Here is a 17,332-nt window from a genome sequence, read left to right as displayed (position 1 = left end):
CGCGTGATCGTGGCGATCAACAAGGACGAAGAAGCACCGATCTTCCAGGTCGCTGACTACGGCCTCGTCGGTGATCTCTTTACGGTGTTGCCAGAGCTGCAAAAAGCGCTCTAATTTTCTTAAAAGGCGGCAGGTCATCCTTGCCGCCTTTTTTATTCGCTAAATCGCACGCTTTGCGCGATGACCTTGCATTTTTCACCTTTAACTGGCTTGTTAGGTGAGCTTTTTAATAGGCATGAATGCGTAGCATGGAGGAGTCGATACTGTGGCAATCAAAACGGTAGGTATTGTTGGTGCGGGTCAGATGGGTAGCGGAATTGCCCATGTGTGCGCTTTGGCAGGTTACGACGTGCTGCTGCACGATGCCGCTGCAGATCGGCTGGAAAAAGGTATTGCCACGATCAATGGTAATATGGCGAGGCAGGTCGCTTCGGGTAAACTTGAAGAACAGCAGCGCGCCGACGCGATGAAGCTGATCCGTGCAGCCAGCACGATGCAGGATCTTGCTGGCGTTGATCTGGCTATCGAAGCGGCGACGGAAGACGAAACCGTCAAGCGCAAGATTTTCGCTCAGCTCTGCCCTGTGCTCAATCCTGAAGCTATTGTCGCGACCAATACGTCATCGATTTCGATCACGCGCCTTGCATCGACAACCGATCGTCCAGAGCGTTTTATCGGCATTCATTTTATGAATCCGGTTCCGATCATGAAGCTGGTGGAATTGGTGCGCGGCATCGCTACTGACGAGGAAACATTCCGCAAGTCCAAGGATTTTGTGACTGCGCTCGGCAAGACAGTCACTGTTGCCGAAGATTTTCCGGCCTTTATCGTTAACCGCATTCTGCTGCCGATGATTAATGAAGCGATCTATACGCTTTATGAAGGCGTGGGCAGCGTGGAAGCCATTGATACTGCGATGAAGCTTGGCGCCAACCATCCGATGGGCCCGTTGCAGCTTGCTGATTTCATCGGTCTCGATACGTGTTTATCGATCATGCAGGTTCTGCATGATGGTCTGGCGGATTCAAAATATCGCCCATGTCCGTTGCTTGTGAAATATGTTGAAGCTGGATGGCTGGGTCGTAAGACGGGTCGTGGCTTTTATGATTATCGTGGCGAACACCCGGTTCCAACGCGCTAGAGCACATCCCGAAAAGTGGGAACAGCCGGTGTATTCACACCGGCTTTTTATTTGTGGCTAATATCCCACGCCTGTGGAAAACCTGAATATCGTTACCGTTAACTTAACCTTAACCATGCCAGTTCAGGGGTTGTTCATCTTTAATTGTTAAAGTTTTCATTAAGATGTTCGGAAGCGAAAAGCATTGCCTTAACCCTATTCGGGCGGGTGCCGGATATCATTTTAGAAAAGCAATTTGGTGAAGAGGTGAAGACGATGAACATTATAGTTCAGCTGCGTGACAGCGTTAATGTTATTCGTGAATTCGTCGCACCAAGCTACAGGCCCGAGCGCCATTACATGCGCGGTCCTGGTCCGGCTTGCGCGGCACGCACGGTAAACTGAAGACTGAGACTCCCGTGGTAGGGCCGTCGAGGTTCAGGCGCGAAGTACAAGATTTCAGGCAACAGAAAAGCCAGAGCGGGTGATCGCTCTGGCTTTTTGTTTATCGCGCTATCTTATTCCAAACCTTCAAAGAGTGCAGTCGAAAGATAGCGTTCTGCAAAGGATGGAATGATGATGACGATGTTTTTGCCCTTGTTCTCAGGACGTTTGCCGATCTCGATTGCAGCGGTGAGTGCTGCACCCGACGAAATGCCGACCGGAATGCCTTCGAGACGCGCAATCAGACGCGAGTTCGCGAAGGAATCCTCGTTTGAAACAGTGACAATTTCATCATAAACACCGGTATCCAGCGTCTTTGGTGCAAAGCCAGCGCCGATGCCCTGAATTTTGTGCGGGCCGGGTGTGCCGCCCGAAAGAATAGGTGAATCCTTCGGTTCGACTGCAACGACTTTAAAGGACGGCTTGCGTGCCTTGATGACCTGACCAACGCCGGTGATCGTGCCGCCGGTGCCAATGCCTGAAATCAGGATGTCCGCTTCGCCATTGGTGTCGTTCCAGATTTCTTCAGCGGTCGTGAGACGGTGAATTTCCGGATTGGCTGGGTTTTCAAACTGCTGCGGAATGATCGCATCCGGATTGCCTTCAGCGATTTCTTCGGCCTTGGCGATTGCGCCCTTCATGCCTTTTGCGCCCTCGGTGAGAACAAGTTCAGCACCCAGCAGCTTGAGCAGCTTGCGGCGTTCAACCGACATGGTTTCAGGCATGGTGAGCACGAGGCGATAGCCCTTGGCAGCTGCTGCAAAAGCAAGCGCAATGCCGGTATTGCCGGAGGTTGGCTCTACAAATACGGTTTTACCCGGAACAGCCTTGCCTTGTGCTTCCAGTGCTTCGATCAGAGCCAGGCCGATACGATCTTTGACACTTGCCAATGGATTGAAGAACTCGAGCTTTACCAGCAGGTTGGCTTCGACGCCGTTTTCCTTGGCGAATTTATCGATGCGGACGAGCGGCGTGTTGCCGATCGTGTCGAGAATGGAATCATAAATGCGCCCGCGTCCCGCAGCTGCGCCGCCTTTTTCGCCAAGTGGCTTGCTCATGGAAAAATCTCCTTGTGTTTGGAACGGAGTTTAAGAGGAAATAACGCAAAAGCATAGCTGGCTCTGTGCTTCGGATTGCTAAAATTTGGAATTTTATTCTTTAAAAGCGATGAAGGTAGAATATATTTTTAATTCATTCTGGGCGGATGATGTGCACGATGATTTGTTTGAAAAAGACAATTCATCACTCTCAAACCACTCATTCTCTCTTTCGGTAAGCTCTTCATGTCTATAAGCTTTTTCCTGTCTGATTGATCCGCATCAATGCCCTTCTTCATAGCGGCGCGCATGGTTGGATCGTGATCACAAACTGGAGGCTTGGGCTGTGTATAAGAAAATTCTGATTGCTACTGATGGTTCTGAACTTGCAGATAAAGGCGTCGAACAGGGCGTGGCGCTTGCAAAGCAGTTTGGTTCGAAAGTGTCGCTGGTTTCTGTGACAGAACTTCTGCCATCCTATGGCATCGTGGTTGCCGCAGAATGGGCGTCCAGCCCTGCTGCCTTTCAGGAATATCGCGAGGCAATCACCAAAGCGGCATCTGAGCTTCTCGCAAAAGCGAAAGCCAAGGCAGAAGCTGCAGGCGTAAAGGCTGACACTCTGCACATTGAAAACCAATCTCCGGCACAAGGCATTATCGAGGCGGCACAAAAGACTGGTAGCGATTTGATCGTTATCGCATCGCATGGTCGCCGTGGCGTCAATAAATTACTGCTGGGCAGTCAGGCGGCTGAGGTGCTTTCGTTTAGCTCGGTGCCTGTTCTGGTGGTCAAGTAGTCAGGTAATTTGAACGATGGTGAGAAGGCGGTTCTGTTCGCTCTTAGTCGCTTAAGCGTTTAACAACGCAAGAAGATTGCGGTCCATCTCTGTTAAACTCCTCCCAGCCTAAGGGCCGGAGGAGTTTTGAGGAGATCACCATGACCGCACCGCGTCAGTCGAAAACCCATATTGGCAATCATCTGCTGCACCCAGAAACGCAGATGATGAATTATGGCTACGATCCCGAATTATCCGAAGGCGCGGTTAAGCCGCCCGTTTTCCTCACATCGACCTTCGTTTTTAAAACTGCCGAAGATGGCCGTGATTTTTTCGATTTCGTTTCCGGACGGAAAGAGCCGCCAGTCGGCGTTGGCGCTGGCCTCGTCTATTCGCGTTTTAACCACCCCAACAGTGAGATCGTTGAAGACCGTCTGGCTGTGTATGAGGGTGCGGAAAGCTGTGCGCTGTTTTCCTCTGGTATGTCGGCGATTGCGACAACGCTTTTTGCATTTGCACGTCCGGGCGACGTCATTCTTCATTCGCAGCCGCTTTATGGCGGAACAGAAACATTACTCGCCAAGACATTTCATAACTTCAATGTGGAGGCTGTCGCATTCGCGGACGGTGTTCATGAAGCTGTAATTGAAAAGGCTGCGGAGGTTGCGCTCGAAAAGGGACGGGTATCGGTCATTCTAATCGAAACGCCTGCCAACCCCACCAATAGCATTGTTGATATTGCTGCGATCCGACGTGTTGCCGAAACGATTGCGGACAAGCAAGATGGCTATCGCCCGGTTATTGTCTGCGATAATACGCTGCTTGGTCCCGTTTTCCAAAAGCCACTCGATCACGGCGCGGATATTTCTCTTTACTCACTGACGAAATATGTCGGCGGTCATTCTGATCTGATTGCCGGCGCTGTTCTGGGTGCCAAAACAGTCGTTAAGCAGGTCAAAGCGCTGCGTGGTGCCATTGGTACGCAGCTTGACCCGCATTCTTGCTGGATGCTTGGGCGTTCGCTTGAAACGCTTGGCATTCGTATGGAACGCGCCGACAAAAATGCACGCGCGATAGTCACGTTTTTGCGCGATCATCCGAAGGTTGGAAAGTTGCATTATTTGCCGTTTGAGGATGAATCATCCGATATTGGCCAATTGTTCAAGCGCCAATGTACGGGTGCAGGATCGACATTTTCGTTTGATATCAAAGGCGGTCAGGCCGCTGCTTTCCGCTTCCTCAACGCGCTACAGATTTTGAAGCTGGCAGTCAGCCTTGGCGGGACAGAATCGCTTGCGAGCCATCCGGCAGCAATGACCCATTCCGGAGTGCCTTTGGATGTGCGCGAACGTATAGGCGTGCTGGAATCGACTATTCGTCTGTCCATTGGCATCGAGCATCCGGATGATCTGATTGCCGATCTCGCTCAAGCGCTGGAAACTGCCTGATCGGAGAGAGCTTTGTGCGCCCAGTGGGGCGCGCATAGCATCACGTGTTGCGTTGATTACTTGCTGACAGGCAACCCGTTCGCGGTCCACGCTTCGAGGCCACCGCGATACCAGAATGTAGTCCAGCCGAGTGTAGCTGCTCGCAGGGCAGCATTATATGACGAGCGATCGCGCATGCCTTTGCCGAAGAATACCAACCCGACGCTGCGATCACCGCCAGCTTTCTCGTTAAGCCATTCGTCGAGCGCTTGTTGCAGACCGTCCGTCACGCTGCCATCGCGCCCCGCGTCAGTGAGCGAGTAAGCATTCTGCAAGGATTCTTGCAGACCGCTGGTATCAATGAAAAGTGTTTTACGGCCATTCGCGATTATTTTTACAACTTCGACTGTTGTGATGATTGTTGCTCTTGCATGTTTGTTGGGCGTTGGTCCCGTATAGGGAGCCTGAAACAGAACCATGCTTGCGGCAATGCCTTCATCACGTAATTCATCAATGGCTGTGCCGCCGCCGCTTGTATTTCCAGCGGCTGGCGCTGACGTTGTGGTGGTTTCTGTCGCTGGTTCACCCCTTACAGTTCCACTTTCAACATCAGAAATCATAACTGCGAGGTGCTCAAACAGGTCATAACACATGGTGATTGAACCCTCTTTGGGATCGTACCATGCATTTAACTGATCGCAGTCGCGGAAAGTAACAGTGATTGGGCGCGGTAGCACGTAAGTCTGAGACAGGTTGTTGAAATAACCGGTCAAAGCTTTTGATAGCATGGCATAATAATAATCACCGACGCGACTTTTTGATGGCTCGAAAACGGTTTTAATGACGGCACCCGGCGCATCGGCTGGTTGCTCACCCTCGGGGTGCCATTCTCCTGATCGTGTATGTGGCGCTAGAATTTTCCGCCATGCACGGTTCTGTTTGTTGAACTCGTCTGAGCAGCGGGCGCGTGTGCGCTCATCAAGGTTCACGCTATCAGCTAGATTGCTGAAAACCTTAGGGTTACCGCCATACATGATACACATCATGTTTCGAAAACGCTTCAGATCAGCGGTATGCTCGTCCTGCCATGGCGATGGTGCGCTGCCTTTCATCTCGTTGATTTTGCCGCTGTAATACCATTGCAGCGCGGCATAGGTTGCAGAGCCGACTGCCATATCGTCCACCTGCTTGTCCCCCGACGGGTACATCGTCGGTTCAACGATCTGCAATGCGGAATAAATATCAACCGCGTCTTCTTCCGGGCCGGTTGAAGGCAGTTGCAATTCGCCAATCAGCGCATGTCCGAATTCATGTGCAAAGATGCTGCGCATAAGGCCAAAATAGACAGATGCGATTTTGTTGGTGTCGCCCTCAAAATCGGGAAGCGGTCCCGAGAGGTTTCCCGATCCTGCCTGTGTTGGCGCACCGGTTTGCGGTTGTTGCTGTGTACCTGTATCTGCCGTCTGTGGCGTTTCACTGCGCGGCGTGGTGGACACAAATGGCTGTGTTGGCACATTCTGGCCGTCAGATGTTATACTGAAATTCGCTATCGCAAACATACCAACATCATAGGCCATAACGCCAATTTGTGCGCCGAGCGCGCGAGAGGCCTGGACGTCTCCAATGGTTTTACCGTTGAGCAGAAAGCGCGATACGCCCGGCACATCGACCATTTCAATGACATCGCTGCCGTCTAGTTTCGCTGCATTTGGTACATTGGCAATATCAAGCCGCTTGCCATTGTCCATGCAGAATAGTTTGGCAGATTTGTCTGCCATGATCTCCATCAGACAAATCGCGTTTTCAGCAGGATTGGTCGCAAATAATCCAATCGAAGCGCTTGGCTTTGATGAGGTAACTGCAACAGCGACACGCGTTGCTCGACCTTGATCTGGCGCAGGACCAGCCGTTAGCATCAAGGTTTGTTCGGAGCCACTTGCTTGCTGGTTGTTGAGAACAAACCAGCCATCTCGTGTGGTTGCGGTCCAACCCGGTAAAATTTGTGACGTTGCTGCGGAAGCAAGGGGGCCAAGTTCTTTTTCATATTGTGCAAAAGCTGGTGCACTGGACACAAGAAGGCCCGCAAGAAAAGCCGCACTGACTATACGCATCTCAGAGTCCTCGCTCCGCTTTAATCATCAAAGTGGAGCGAACACACTCCGACAAGCAATTATTTTGCCCGCCCTAAAACTGAACTGTTCCTATCTGTTTAATGGATAAAACAGATAGACGAAACGTATAATGTTCGACATCCCGGAAATGAAATTTCAAACGAGACGTCCATCAAAACAAACAGTTAGGTGCTGATTAATCAGTGCGAAAACGATCTGAATGTCAACGAATAATTTAAGTTTGGCTTTTTCATATACCTCTTAATAGTGAGGTAAACGCTTTGCATGATGCTGTGATGTCAGATTTTCTGGACACCTGAGGCGTTTAACTGTTCTAAGTGCTTCTTTGTCGACATCATAGCAAACAGATTTTGACGGTTTGTCGGAGACATAATAAGAAGTGTGCCGAGATAAAGCATTCGTGCATAAACTGGCATAAGGAGGCGTCATGCGCTCATCGATCTTGTCTGCAATACTGCTGTTCATGACGCTCGGAATGGCATCTGCGGCTGAAAAGCCGATCGATTCCTATTATGCCCGATTGAGTGAGCAAGACCATTTCAGTTCATCGGGACAACGCCTTACCAAGGTTGCCGGGATTATCCGACAGGATCGTGCAAACGTACATCAGTTTGGCAAGGTTGATGCGGAAGACGTCAAAGACCGCTTTTTTAGCGATAAGAATAATCGCGCCAAGCTTGAGAACATGTTGGCTAATGTGCAGATATCGCCCATTGATCAGGCAACTATCATAAACGCAACGCCACTGATTTTTGTTGAAGTCTATCCAAGTTACGTCGTTATAACGATGAAATGATGTTTTGAGGAGAGATGGTGCGGGTGGTCGGAATCGAACCGACACTCCTTGCGGAACCGGATTTTGAGTCCGGCGCGTCTACCAGTTCCACCACACCCGCACGTAACTGCCGAAGCAGTTTGATATGGTCCAAAAACGGACAGCGGGGAGGGATATAACGACTAAACGAAACCACGTCAATCGCTCACAAGCGGCTTGACTGATTATACTTCCACACAGCGACGAAAGCACCTTGGATGGGCGATAAAGCCTGTCACCTGTGCTCACGTCGCTCTATGAAGCCGCCTTTTTTACAGCGCGACCTCAGCGGCGCAAATTATACTCGACAATGTTCCAGCAGACGAGAAAAGCGATCAAGCCCAATACGATTAGATCGAGTGTCTTTAGATAAGTGAGATATTCCAACATAGCGCATCTCCTTCCCAAAGGAGGCGCGTCGGTTTTTGTGAGGCAGCGAAAAAAGGCCGAATTCACATATTTACTTGCTGCAACGTAATTAAATATCAGAGCAACAAGTTCAGACCCTTATTTTTCGCCTGCATTGCTTTAATTCAGGCGCTCTCCCGATAGAAAATATAGCACGTCTTTCCAATTTATCAAATTTTTGTTTCAATCTGTTTATTGAACTATTCGGCTTTATTTTCGTTCGGTGAAATTGCGGATACGGTTGCGAATGATCCGGGTCAGGTTGCGAGTACGCTGATAAAGATGAATTTGTGAGGCCGCCTGGCGTACTTGCTTGTCGACTCCTGGATGAAGCCCGATTACCAGTGTTTCGATGGTTTCCCGTTCTTTAAAGAGACGTGACATTACGGGATGATCAGGCACTGCACAGGAATCTGTGCGGGTAATGTTGGGATCCTCGAGATGGTTTTTGACCACCTCGATCATAAGCAACATACCGGGTGAGTAAGCCGCTAATGTCTCATCATAGGCCGTTTTCCATGTCCATGCTTCGCCTGACACGGTGAAAACGATCAAGATAGCGATCACACGTCCATCCAATTCAAGCGTATGAATGCGGACACAATCGCGTTCAGCCAGATTGTTGACCGCTTCCCGAGCAAACGCCGCACGAAAGCGATCAACAGCCATAGCGGTGCCACGGCGACCTTTCCAGCCACTCGCTTCTAGGGTCAGAAAGTGCTCGAACGCAAAGCGGACTTCATCGGGTGTGCGGGCGATGCGATGTACGAGTTCGTCCTTCTCTGCGAGGCGACGCCAAAGGCGGCTGTAATTTCGACGGTGGCGTGCTCCGAGAGCTTCCCTGACATAGGTTTCACCATCCAAATTGCTTTCGAGGAATGGCCGGGCTTTTTGTTCAATCGAAACGACGGGCAGCTGTCTTCCGACCACAACAGAACGGATTAATTTCGCAACAGCGCCATCGGCGCGCATTTCCGGAAGCACCAGAACTTCAGGCATTTTGATATGATCGCGTGCCAGAATATCGAACAAGTCCTCAACGACGCCTACTGGATCATCGTAATCGATAAGCGGGGTGCCTTGTGGGCCAAATGGTGTCGCCCATGCACGAATGACGGGTGACGACAGGGGCAGGCCGGGGCGCTCTACTGTGTAAGGCATAACGAAGCGCAGACGGCTGCGGATTTCATTTTCATCACGCATCACCATGAAGCGTACTTCTCGATCTTCAAGGCGTGGCATGGCTGGTGCCAGAAAGCGCGCATTGAAGAAGATATTCGGCTCGATTGTTCGGCTGCTTAAGTGGTCAAGTTCATCGCGCAGTTCAAAGCCTGCGGAGGCACCATAAATTGCAAGCTTACGTGGGATGTCTCGATGATGCAGACTTTCTTCCAGCCGCTTGGCTGTATCCTTCCCCGCGACATTATCGGACAGCTGAGAGATGATGCGGGCCGTATGTCCACCTGCGGATTCCTCAAGTAAAGGTTTTGCGGCCATTACAAAGCCTCCTCAAGTGGGTTCGTGAACCCATGGAAAAATCGGCCTGTTAAATTGGCACCGAACCGGGCGCGTGGCGCAGGCGACTTGGGATATAAATTCTGCTTTGTTGTATGACAGTTGGCGCTCTGCCCAAAACTATCGCGCAACTGTTTTGACATGCCAGTTTTATCTGCAAATTCATCACAAAATGATTGTCGCAATACGTCAGCGACGGAAATATACATTCGTTGCCAATCCTGTTTATTGCGACTTTTGATCAAAGCTCTGCTTATCCCGCTGCGGTTTCTCAAGTTCTATCTATCCAGCATATTGGGCCTGTTGCTGAACCTGATTGGCCAAACATTAGATGGGAGTTCTTTAAAAAGGTAAAAACAAATCGCCCAGTTCTGACCAGACGAAGCCAAATTCGAAATAATGGTAATTACTTTCTGAACATATCAGTTTCTATGAAATTACTAAAATAATGAATTGCCAAGCGCCTCGGCAAATAAAAACCCGGCGATTGCGCGCCGGGTTTTCAGGTAAGCGAGATTATCTAGGCGCTTATTCGAACGCGCCGTGGCAATGTTTGTACTTCTTGCCAGAACCGCAAGGGCAGGATTCGTTGCGGCTCACTTTGCCCCATGTTTTCGGGTCGGCGGCGTCACGTTCAGAAGCGGGGATGATGCGCTCATCCTGCTGGTGTTCGGCCCATGCGTTTTCGTCAAAGTCATTCTCGCCAGTTGTGCCGTCGATATGAACGCCGGTCATTGGCGGAAGTTCTGGCTCAGCCGGAGCTTCACGAACGATTTCAACACGCATCAGCTGTGTAATCACCACTTCGCGCAAATTGGCGAGCAGCGCCTGGAACAGTTCAAAGCCTTCGGTTTTGTATTCGTTCAATGGATCGCGCTGCGCATAGCCACGGAAACCAACGACCGAACGCAGGTGGTCAAGATTGACCAGATGTTCGCGCCAGAGATTGTCGAGCGACTGCATGATCACTGACTTTTCGATGTAAGTCATGATCTGCGGACCGAAGCGTTCTGCCTTCTCAGCAGCAGCCTTGTCGGCGGCTTCCTTGATGCGGGCTTCAAACTCTTCTTCGGCGATGCCTTCTTCCTTGGCCCACTCATCAACTGGCAAGGCAAGGTTGAGCTTGGTGAGAATGTCGTCCTTGAGGGCGGCAATTTCCCACTTTTCAGCATAGGCATCTTTTGGAATACGAAGCGCAACCATGTCCTCGATCACTTCGTGACGCATTTCGGTCACGGTGTCGGTGAGGTCTTCGTCGTCCATGATTTCAAGACGCTGCTCGAAGATCACCTTACGCTGATCATTCATCACGTCGTCATATTTGAGAAGGTTCTTACGGATTTCGAAGTTACGTGCTTCAACCTTGGTCTGCGCTTTTTCAAGCGCCTTGTTGATCCATGGGTGAACGATAGCTTCGTCTTCCTTGAGGCCCAGCTTCTGCAGCATACCGTCCATACGGTCGGAGCCGAAGATGCGCATCAGATCATCCTGAAGCGACAGGAAGAACTTCGAACGGCCCGGATCGCCCTGACGACCAGAACGACCACGCAGCTGGTTGTCGATACGGCGGCTTTCGTGACGTTCTGTTGCAAGAACGTAAAGACCACCCGCTGCGAGTGCCTTTTCTTTCAGCTTTGCAATATCGGCCTTAATCTCGGCGATCTTTGCTGTGCGCTCTGGACCTTCAGGAATATCTGCAAGCTCATTATGAACGCGCATTTCAAGATTGCCGCCGAGCTGGATATCCGTACCGCGACCCGCCATGTTGGTGGCGATGGTTACAGCACCCGGAACACCGGCCTGTGCGATAATGAAAGCTTCTTGCTCGTGATAGCGGGCGTTGAGAACCTGAAAATCTTTGATGCCATCTTTGCGCAGACGTTCAGCAAGCAATTCCGACTTCTCGATCGAAGTCGTGCCGACGAGAACAGGCTGTCCCTTTTCATGGGAAGAGCGAATGTCCTTCACGATGGCTTTGTATTTTTCTTCAACTGTACGATAGACTTCATCGTCTTCGTCGAGGCGCTTAACCGGCAGATTGGTCGGGATTTCAAGAACATTCAGACCATAAATGTTGCCGAATTCTTCTGCTTCCGTAGACGCTGTACCGGTCATGCCGGAAAGCTTGGTGTACATACGGAAGTAGTTCTGGAACGTGATCGAAGCCAGCGTCTGGTTTTCAGGCTGGATGGTCACGTGTTCCTTAGCTTCCAGCGCCTGATGCAGGCCTTCCGAGAAGCGGCGACCCGGCATCATACGTCCCGTGAATTCGTCGATAATGACGATTTCGTCGTTGCGGACGATGTAATCCTTGTCGCGCTGGAACAGCTTGTGCGCACGAAGCGCGTTGTTCAGGTGATGGACGACTGCGACATTCTCAATGTCGTAAAGGCTTTCGCCCTTAAGGTGTCCGGCAGCATCAAGAAGCTGCTCAACCTTTTCGGTGCCGACTTCGGTGAAGATTGCTGTCTTCTGCTTTTCATCGATTTCAAAATCTTCTGGCTCAAGCGCTGGAATGAAAGTGTCGATGAGATTGTAGAAGTCTGAACGATCTTCCAATGGGCCGGAGATAATCAGCGGTGTACGTGCTTCGTCGATGAGGATCGAATCAACTTCGTCGACGATTGCATAGTTGTGACCGCGCTGAACCATCTGACCGCGCTCATACTTCATGTTATCACGCAGATAATCGAAGCCGAGTTCGTTGTTGGTCGCGTAGGTGATGTCACAGGCATAATTTGCCTGACGTTCACCATCATCAAGGCCATGCTTGATCACGCCCACGGTCAGACCGAGGAAGTTGTAAAGCTTGCCCATGGTTTCGGCGTCGCGGGTGGCGAGGTAATCATTCACCGTCACCACGTGCACGCCCTTGCCTTCAAGCGCGTTGAGGTAGACAGGCAATGTCGCCATCAGCGTCTTGCCTTCACCGGTGCGCATTTCAGCGATGCCGCGTTCATGCAGCACCATGCCGCCGATCAGCTGCACATCGAAAGGCCGCATGCCAAGCACGCGCTTTGCCGCTTCGCGTGCGGTTGCAAAAGCATCCGGAAGCAATGCGTCGAGCTTCTTGCCCTGGGCGAGTTCTGCGCGGAATTCCGCAGTCTTTGCCTGAAGCTGTTCGTCGGTAAGGGATGCGTAATTCTTCTCAAGCGCAGTAATCTGTTCCGCACGAGCGCGCAGTGTTTTCACATGGCGGTCGTTGGACGAACCGAATATCTTGCGGGCGAGGCCGCCAAAGCTGACCATTCCTGGTCCTTTCCTGTGCGTTCAGCCGGAAGCGCTTCCGGCGCCATTGCCTTTTTCGATTTCACCGAAACTCTAAAAAGGCTCTAACTCTTTAATTCTTTCGCATTTTCGAGTGCAAAACCACATTGCAATTTTGTCGATCATGCTTTGTCGAATGCTTTATTCACGCGTATTGAAACAAATGCAAGAAAACTGCGTGTCGAAAGCTGCCAGATACGGCGCATTTTCAACGCAATTCCCCAGCCGCTTACTGGACGTCAAGCTGAAGGACAGATAAGAGGGGCTTCAAGCGATGTCAATGTTGCTCGAAAGGCCGGAAAGCTCGTATTTTCCAAAGGATAATCCGGGTTTCGGGCCAAATTCCGCCGCATTCATGGGGCCGGTAGGCGGTCTCGAAGGAGAGAATCTCATATGAAAGCCTTTTTCAAAGCCCCATCCCGCAAAGCTCTTGCCGTTCTCGCAACATCCGTTGCGCTTGCTGGTTTTAGCAGCTCGGCTGTTTTTGCACAGGATGCAGCTAAACCCGCTGAGGCCGCAACGTCTGCTGCCGCTTCCGAAGATCCGGCAAAGGTTCTTGCTACCGTTAACGGCAATGACATCACGGTTGGTGAAGTCGATCAGGCCGCTGGCGATCTTGATCCGCAGTTTGCTCGCCTTCCAGCCGAACAGCGCCGTCTCGCCGCTCTTGCAGCCCTCATCGACATTAAGGCGATGGCTAGCGAAGCAACCAAGGAAAAGCTTGATCAGAGCGACGACTTCAAGAAGCGTATGGAGTTCCTGCGTGAACGCGCGCTCCACAACGAATATTTCAAGGATGCCGTTGTCGACAAGATTTCGGACGCTGATGTTCGTACCCGCTACGACAAGGAAATCGCGGCTATCCCTCCACAGAATGAAGTGCGTGCGCGTCACATTCTCGTGAAGACCAAGGAAGAAGCTGAAGCGATCATCAAGAAGCTTGAAGGTGGCGCGAAGTTTGAAGATCTCGCCAAGGAAAGCTCGACCGATGGCACTGCTGCCAATGGTGGCGATCTCGGTTATTTCTCCGAAGGTCAGATGGTTCCGGAATTTGAAAAGGCCGCTTTTGCACTGAAGCCGGGTGAATACACGAAGGAGCCTGTGCAGTCGCAGTTTGGCTTCCACGTTATTCAGCTGGAAGATCGTCGCACGAAGCAGCCACCAGCATTTGATCAGGTATCAGAGCAGATCCGTTCGATCATCATGCGTGAGCGTTATGTCGATATGGTCAAGAAGCTGCGCGATGGCATGAAGATCGAATATAAGGATCCAGCCGTCGATAAAGCGATGAAGGAGGCCGCAGCGGCGCAGGAACAGGGTGATGCACCCGACGCCGCTCCGCAGCAGTAAGATTTGAATTCATGAAAACGCCCCGCATTGCGGGGCGTTTTTTATGCGAATTTTTACTTATAACTTGATTTTGTGCTGCAAACCTTTCCAATGCGGCAGAATCAAATCGCATCTCTTCAGAGGCAATCCATGTCTGCGACCGTATCCCCGCTTGCTCCAAAACATTACCCATCTATGCCGGTCATTCATGGCGTCCGCATTGCAACTGCTGCTGCCGGTATCAAGTATAAGGGCCGCACAGATGTCATGCTGATGGTGTTTGACAAGCCTGCGGAAGCAGCTGGTGTTTTCACCCGTTCGCTCTGCCCGTCAGCTCCGGTGGATTTCTGCCGCCAGAACCTCGTTCACGGCAAAGCGCGCGCTGTTGTGGTCAATTCCGGTAATGCCAATGCTTTCACCGGCCTTAAAGGTCGTGAAGCAACGCAGGCGACTGCCGAAGCCGCTGCCAAAGCTGTTGGCTGCAACACGACTGATGTCTTTCTTGCTTCTACCGGTGTGATTGGCGAGCCGCTTGATGCATCAAAGTTCTCCGGTCTTCTGGATGATATGGCAAATACTGCCAGCGATGATTTCTGGACTGAAGCCGCTAAAGCCATCATGACCACCGATACTTATCCGAAAGTTGCGACCGAAACGGTGCTGCTCGGACAGGTTCCGGTGACGATCAATGGCATCTCGAAGGGTGCAGGCATGATTGCGCCTGATATGGCGACGATGCTTTCCTTTGTTGTTACAGATGCGCCGATCAAGGCTGACGTTCTGCAAACCCTGCTTTCCAAGGGTGTCGGTTCGACATTCAATGCTGTGACGGTTGATAGCGACACGTCGACATCGGATACGCTGATGCTGTTTGCAACCGGATCGGCAACAGAGCGCGGAGCGCTTGAAGTTACTGATGCATCCGATAAACGGCTTGGCGAATTTAAGAAGGCGCTGGGCCGTGTTCTGAAATCACTTGCACTTCAGGTCGTTCGCGACGGTGAAGGTGCGCGTAAGATGGTTGAAGTCGAAGTGACGGGTGCAAAATCTGCCGCTTCTGCCAAGAAAATCGCACTTTCAATTGCAAACTCCCCATTGGTTAAAACCGCTGTTGCTGGCGAAGATGCAAATTGGGGGCGTGTTGTTATGGCTGTTGGCAAGGCTGGTGAACCGGCTGACCGCGATCTTCTCGCCATCTGGTTCGGCGATATCCGCGTGGCAAATCAGGGACAGCGCGATCCGGCTTATTCTGAAGAGGCAATCTCGGCTTACATGCAGGGCGAAGATATTCTGATCCGCGTTGATCTCGGCCTCGGCAAGGGTAAGGCAACCGTCTGGACTTGTGACTTAACGAAAGAGTATGTCGCGATTAACGGCGATTACAGAAGCTAAGTTTAAAGAGAGTTTTAATATGTCCAATCTTGCTATCGTTCGCCAGCTGGAAGCAGTGGGTTTTCGCGCATGGCCTGCCACGTCCGTTCATTATGACGGGACATGGGCGATACGCATGACGGCTGCACATCCCTCCAAGCGTCTGAACTCGGTTAATCCACTCGATCCGGGCGATACGCGTGATATTCCGGCGCGTGTCGAGCAGGCATCGCAACGTTTTCGCACCTATGGCCGGGTTCCGTGTTTCAGGCTTTCGCCGCTGGCCCCAGTTGAGCTGGAGAATTATCTCGAAGGACTTGGCTGGAAGCGTCACGACGAAACTATCGTCATGACAGCCAATCTGAGTGCTCTTGATCTCACGCCTGAACGTGATGAAGCACCTTTGAAAGACATTGGCCGCTATGTGGATGCGTCGATCGCTATTCATGGTCGCCCGACAGAATTACGTCCGGGCTTCTCTGAATTGCTGGACGGTATTCGCCCGAATAAGGGGATGTTTGTTCTCGAAGAAAGTAATCGCGCCGTATCCAATGTGCTGTGTGTGCAGGATGGCGCCATGGCCGGTTTGTTTGACGTTGGAACTTTGCCAGAGGCGCGTCAGAAGGGGCATGGTAAAGCTTTGATCGGTGCGACGCTCAAATGGGCAAAATCACTGGGTGCAAAAACTGCATGGCTGCAAATTGAAGCTGATAATGTCGCTGGTTTGGCACTTTATAAGCGTTTCGGCTTTCAGGAAGCCTATCGCTATGCTTATCGGGAAAGCAATGAACAATGACTGAAGTGAAATCGCGCCGTATTGTATTGGTCGCTGCCTGCGCGCTGGTCGATGCTGATGGGCGTGTGCTGTTGGCGCAGCGTCCAGAAGGCAAGTCGCTTGCCGGTCTGTGGGAATTTCCGGGTGGCAAGGTTGAAGCTGGCGAAACGCCGGAAGAAACCCTGATCCGTGAGCTTCAGGAAGAGGTCGGCATTACGACGAAAGTGGCCTGTCTCGCGCCGTTGACTTTTGCCAGTCACACCTATGATGATTTCCATTTATTAATGCCGCTTTATGTCTGTCGTCGCTTTGAAGGTGTGGCGCAGGGGCTGGAAGGTCAGGCACTGAAATGGGTGCGTCCAAAGGATATTCGTGATTATCCGATGCCGCCAGCAGACGAGCCGCTGATCCCATTTTTGATCGATCTGTTATGAGCCTGTGGAAAGCTACGAAATAGTTCCCAAATCCTTGACTGTTAACCTTCCGCGTTAATCGATGATTCACTCCACTGCGGCATTCTCTGGGATAAGTGTTCCGGAGTTAGCCTCATGAGTTTTGATAATAATTATTTCAGTGCAGATCATAATGAATACACCCCGGGCCCACTCTCGAAAGCGGGTCGCGGCATCCTGCGCGTCGTGCTGCTTTTTGGTTCTGCCGCAGTCGCTCTTGCACTGATTATTGTGCCGGTTTTAAACGATCAGGCAAACAAGCTTGCCGCACAATCGGTTCTGCCAGCTGGCATTGATCGCACGATGACCGGATCGATCAAGCGGGATGTTCATGCCGAGCGCAAGGCACCCGTCAGACCAATCTGTGTTATTGAAGTCGATGGCACCCAGACAGGTGACTGCTAAGCCTTCTTGTGTCTTCGTGTTTTCGAACGCAAAACCGCTTCACACTTTTGCTGGAAACACT

15 protein-coding genes, 1 tRNA gene and 1 pseudogene are annotated in these 17,332 nt (G+C 51.3%); 11 read left to right on the top strand and 6 right to left on the bottom strand.

Annotated elements, in window-relative coordinates; all coding sequences use genetic code 11:
- From J2782_RS22475 to J2782_RS22465, 3 genes and pseudogenes are all read left to right on the top strand, one after another.
- A pseudogene (locus J2782_RS22475) lies at window positions 1-114 on the top strand (electron transfer flavoprotein subunit alpha/FixB family protein); the annotation flags it as partial.
- A 151-nt stretch (window positions 115-265) separates the two neighbouring features.
- Window positions 266-1,141: a 3-hydroxybutyryl-CoA dehydrogenase gene (locus J2782_RS22470; RefSeq protein WP_310016354.1), complete on the top strand. Its 876-nt coding sequence runs from the start codon at window positions 266-268 to the stop codon at window positions 1,139-1,141.
- A gap of 255 nt (window positions 1,142-1,396) precedes the next feature.
- Window positions 1,397-1,525, top strand: a complete 129-nt coding sequence (locus J2782_RS22465) for a hypothetical protein (protein ID WP_260525696.1) — start codon at window positions 1,397-1,399, stop codon at window positions 1,523-1,525.
- A gap of 113 nt (window positions 1,526-1,638) precedes the next feature.
- Here the strand turns inward: J2782_RS22465 and cysK are convergent, their stop codons facing one another.
- On the bottom strand, window positions 1,639-2,622 hold the full coding sequence (gene cysK / locus J2782_RS22460) for a cysteine synthase A (RefSeq protein WP_310016351.1): 984 nt from the start codon (window positions 2,620-2,622) through the stop codon (window positions 1,639-1,641).
- A gap of 325 nt (window positions 2,623-2,947) precedes the next feature.
- Between cysK and J2782_RS22455 the strand changes: the two genes are divergently transcribed.
- Together J2782_RS22455 and J2782_RS22450 are read left to right on the top strand one after the other, a co-directional pair.
- Window positions 2,948-3,397: a universal stress protein gene (locus tag J2782_RS22455; protein ID WP_310016349.1), complete on the top strand. Its 450-nt coding sequence runs from the start codon at window positions 2,948-2,950 to the stop codon at window positions 3,395-3,397.
- A gap of 140 nt (window positions 3,398-3,537) precedes the next feature.
- Complete coding sequence (locus J2782_RS22450; protein WP_310016348.1) at window positions 3,538-4,824, top strand: cystathionine gamma-synthase family protein; 1,287 nt, start codon at window positions 3,538-3,540, stop codon at window positions 4,822-4,824.
- Window positions 4,825-4,880: 56 nt separating this feature from the next.
- Here J2782_RS22450 and J2782_RS22445 read toward each other — a convergent pair whose 3' ends face one another.
- Window positions 4,881-6,914 (bottom strand): DUF4344 domain-containing metallopeptidase, encoded by a 2,034-nt coding sequence (locus tag J2782_RS22445; protein WP_310016346.1) that lies wholly within the window; start codon window positions 6,912-6,914, stop codon window positions 4,881-4,883.
- A 448-nt stretch (window positions 6,915-7,362) separates the two neighbouring features.
- Here J2782_RS22445 and J2782_RS22440 point away from each other — a divergent pair, with 448 nt between their 5' ends.
- Window positions 7,363-7,731, top strand: a complete 369-nt coding sequence (locus tag J2782_RS22440) for a hypothetical protein (RefSeq protein WP_310016345.1) — start codon at window positions 7,363-7,365, stop codon at window positions 7,729-7,731.
- A gap of 15 nt (window positions 7,732-7,746) precedes the next feature.
- On the opposite strand, the gene J2782_RS22435 is transcribed toward J2782_RS22440, so the two are convergent.
- The 4 genes from J2782_RS22435 to secA form a co-directional block, all read right to left on the bottom strand.
- Window positions 7,747-7,831 (bottom strand) — tRNA-Leu (locus J2782_RS22435).
- 536 nt (window positions 7,832-8,367) lie between these two features.
- Window positions 8,368-9,654 (bottom strand): type IV secretion system effector crotonyl transferase BspF, encoded by a 1,287-nt coding sequence (bspF, locus tag J2782_RS22430; protein WP_310016343.1) that lies wholly within the window; start codon window positions 9,652-9,654, stop codon window positions 8,368-8,370.
- Complete coding sequence (locus J2782_RS22425; protein ID WP_310016340.1) at window positions 9,654-9,881, bottom strand: hypothetical protein; 228 nt, start codon at window positions 9,879-9,881, stop codon at window positions 9,654-9,656. Before J2782_RS22425 ends, bspF begins: the two co-directional genes overlap by 1 nt.
- Before the next feature lie 319 nt (window positions 9,882-10,200).
- Window positions 10,201-12,921, bottom strand: coding sequence for a preprotein translocase subunit SecA (gene secA, locus J2782_RS22420; protein ID WP_310016338.1), 2,721 nt, complete (start codon window positions 12,919-12,921; stop codon window positions 10,201-10,203).
- 411 nt (window positions 12,922-13,332) lie between these two features.
- On the opposite strand from secA, the gene J2782_RS22415 reads away from it, so the two are divergent.
- The 5 genes from J2782_RS22415 (at window position 13,333) to J2782_RS22395 (ending at window position 17,271) form a co-directional block, all read left to right on the top strand.
- On the top strand, window positions 13,333-14,289 hold the full coding sequence (locus J2782_RS22415; RefSeq protein ID WP_310016335.1) for a peptidylprolyl isomerase: 957 nt from the start codon (window positions 13,333-13,335) through the stop codon (window positions 14,287-14,289).
- Between the two features lie 129 nt (window positions 14,290-14,418).
- Window positions 14,419-15,660 (top strand): bifunctional glutamate N-acetyltransferase/amino-acid acetyltransferase ArgJ, encoded by a 1,242-nt coding sequence (gene argJ / locus J2782_RS22410; RefSeq protein ID WP_310016334.1) that lies wholly within the window; start codon window positions 14,419-14,421, stop codon window positions 15,658-15,660.
- 19 nt (window positions 15,661-15,679) lie between these two features.
- Window positions 15,680-16,435, top strand: a complete 756-nt coding sequence (locus J2782_RS22405) for a GNAT family N-acetyltransferase (RefSeq protein WP_404989703.1) — start codon at window positions 15,680-15,682, stop codon at window positions 16,433-16,435.
- Window positions 16,432-16,848: an 8-oxo-dGTP diphosphatase MutT gene (mutT, locus tag J2782_RS22400; RefSeq protein ID WP_310016330.1), complete on the top strand. Its 417-nt coding sequence runs from the start codon at window positions 16,432-16,434 to the stop codon at window positions 16,846-16,848. Before J2782_RS22405 ends, mutT begins: the two co-directional genes overlap by 4 nt.
- Before the next feature lie 114 nt (window positions 16,849-16,962).
- Entirely contained in the window at window positions 16,963-17,271 is a 309-nt protein-coding gene (locus J2782_RS22395) for a hypothetical protein (protein WP_250041639.1), read from the top strand.
- Window positions 17,272-17,332 lie beyond the last annotated feature (61 nt).

This window comes from Brucella pseudogrignonensis, from assembly GCF_031454375.1.
In the GTDB taxonomy this organism is placed as follows: Bacteria; Pseudomonadota; Alphaproteobacteria; order Rhizobiales; family Rhizobiaceae; genus Brucella; species Brucella pseudogrignonensis_A.
This window is presented reverse-complemented; position numbering and strand designations above follow the sequence as displayed.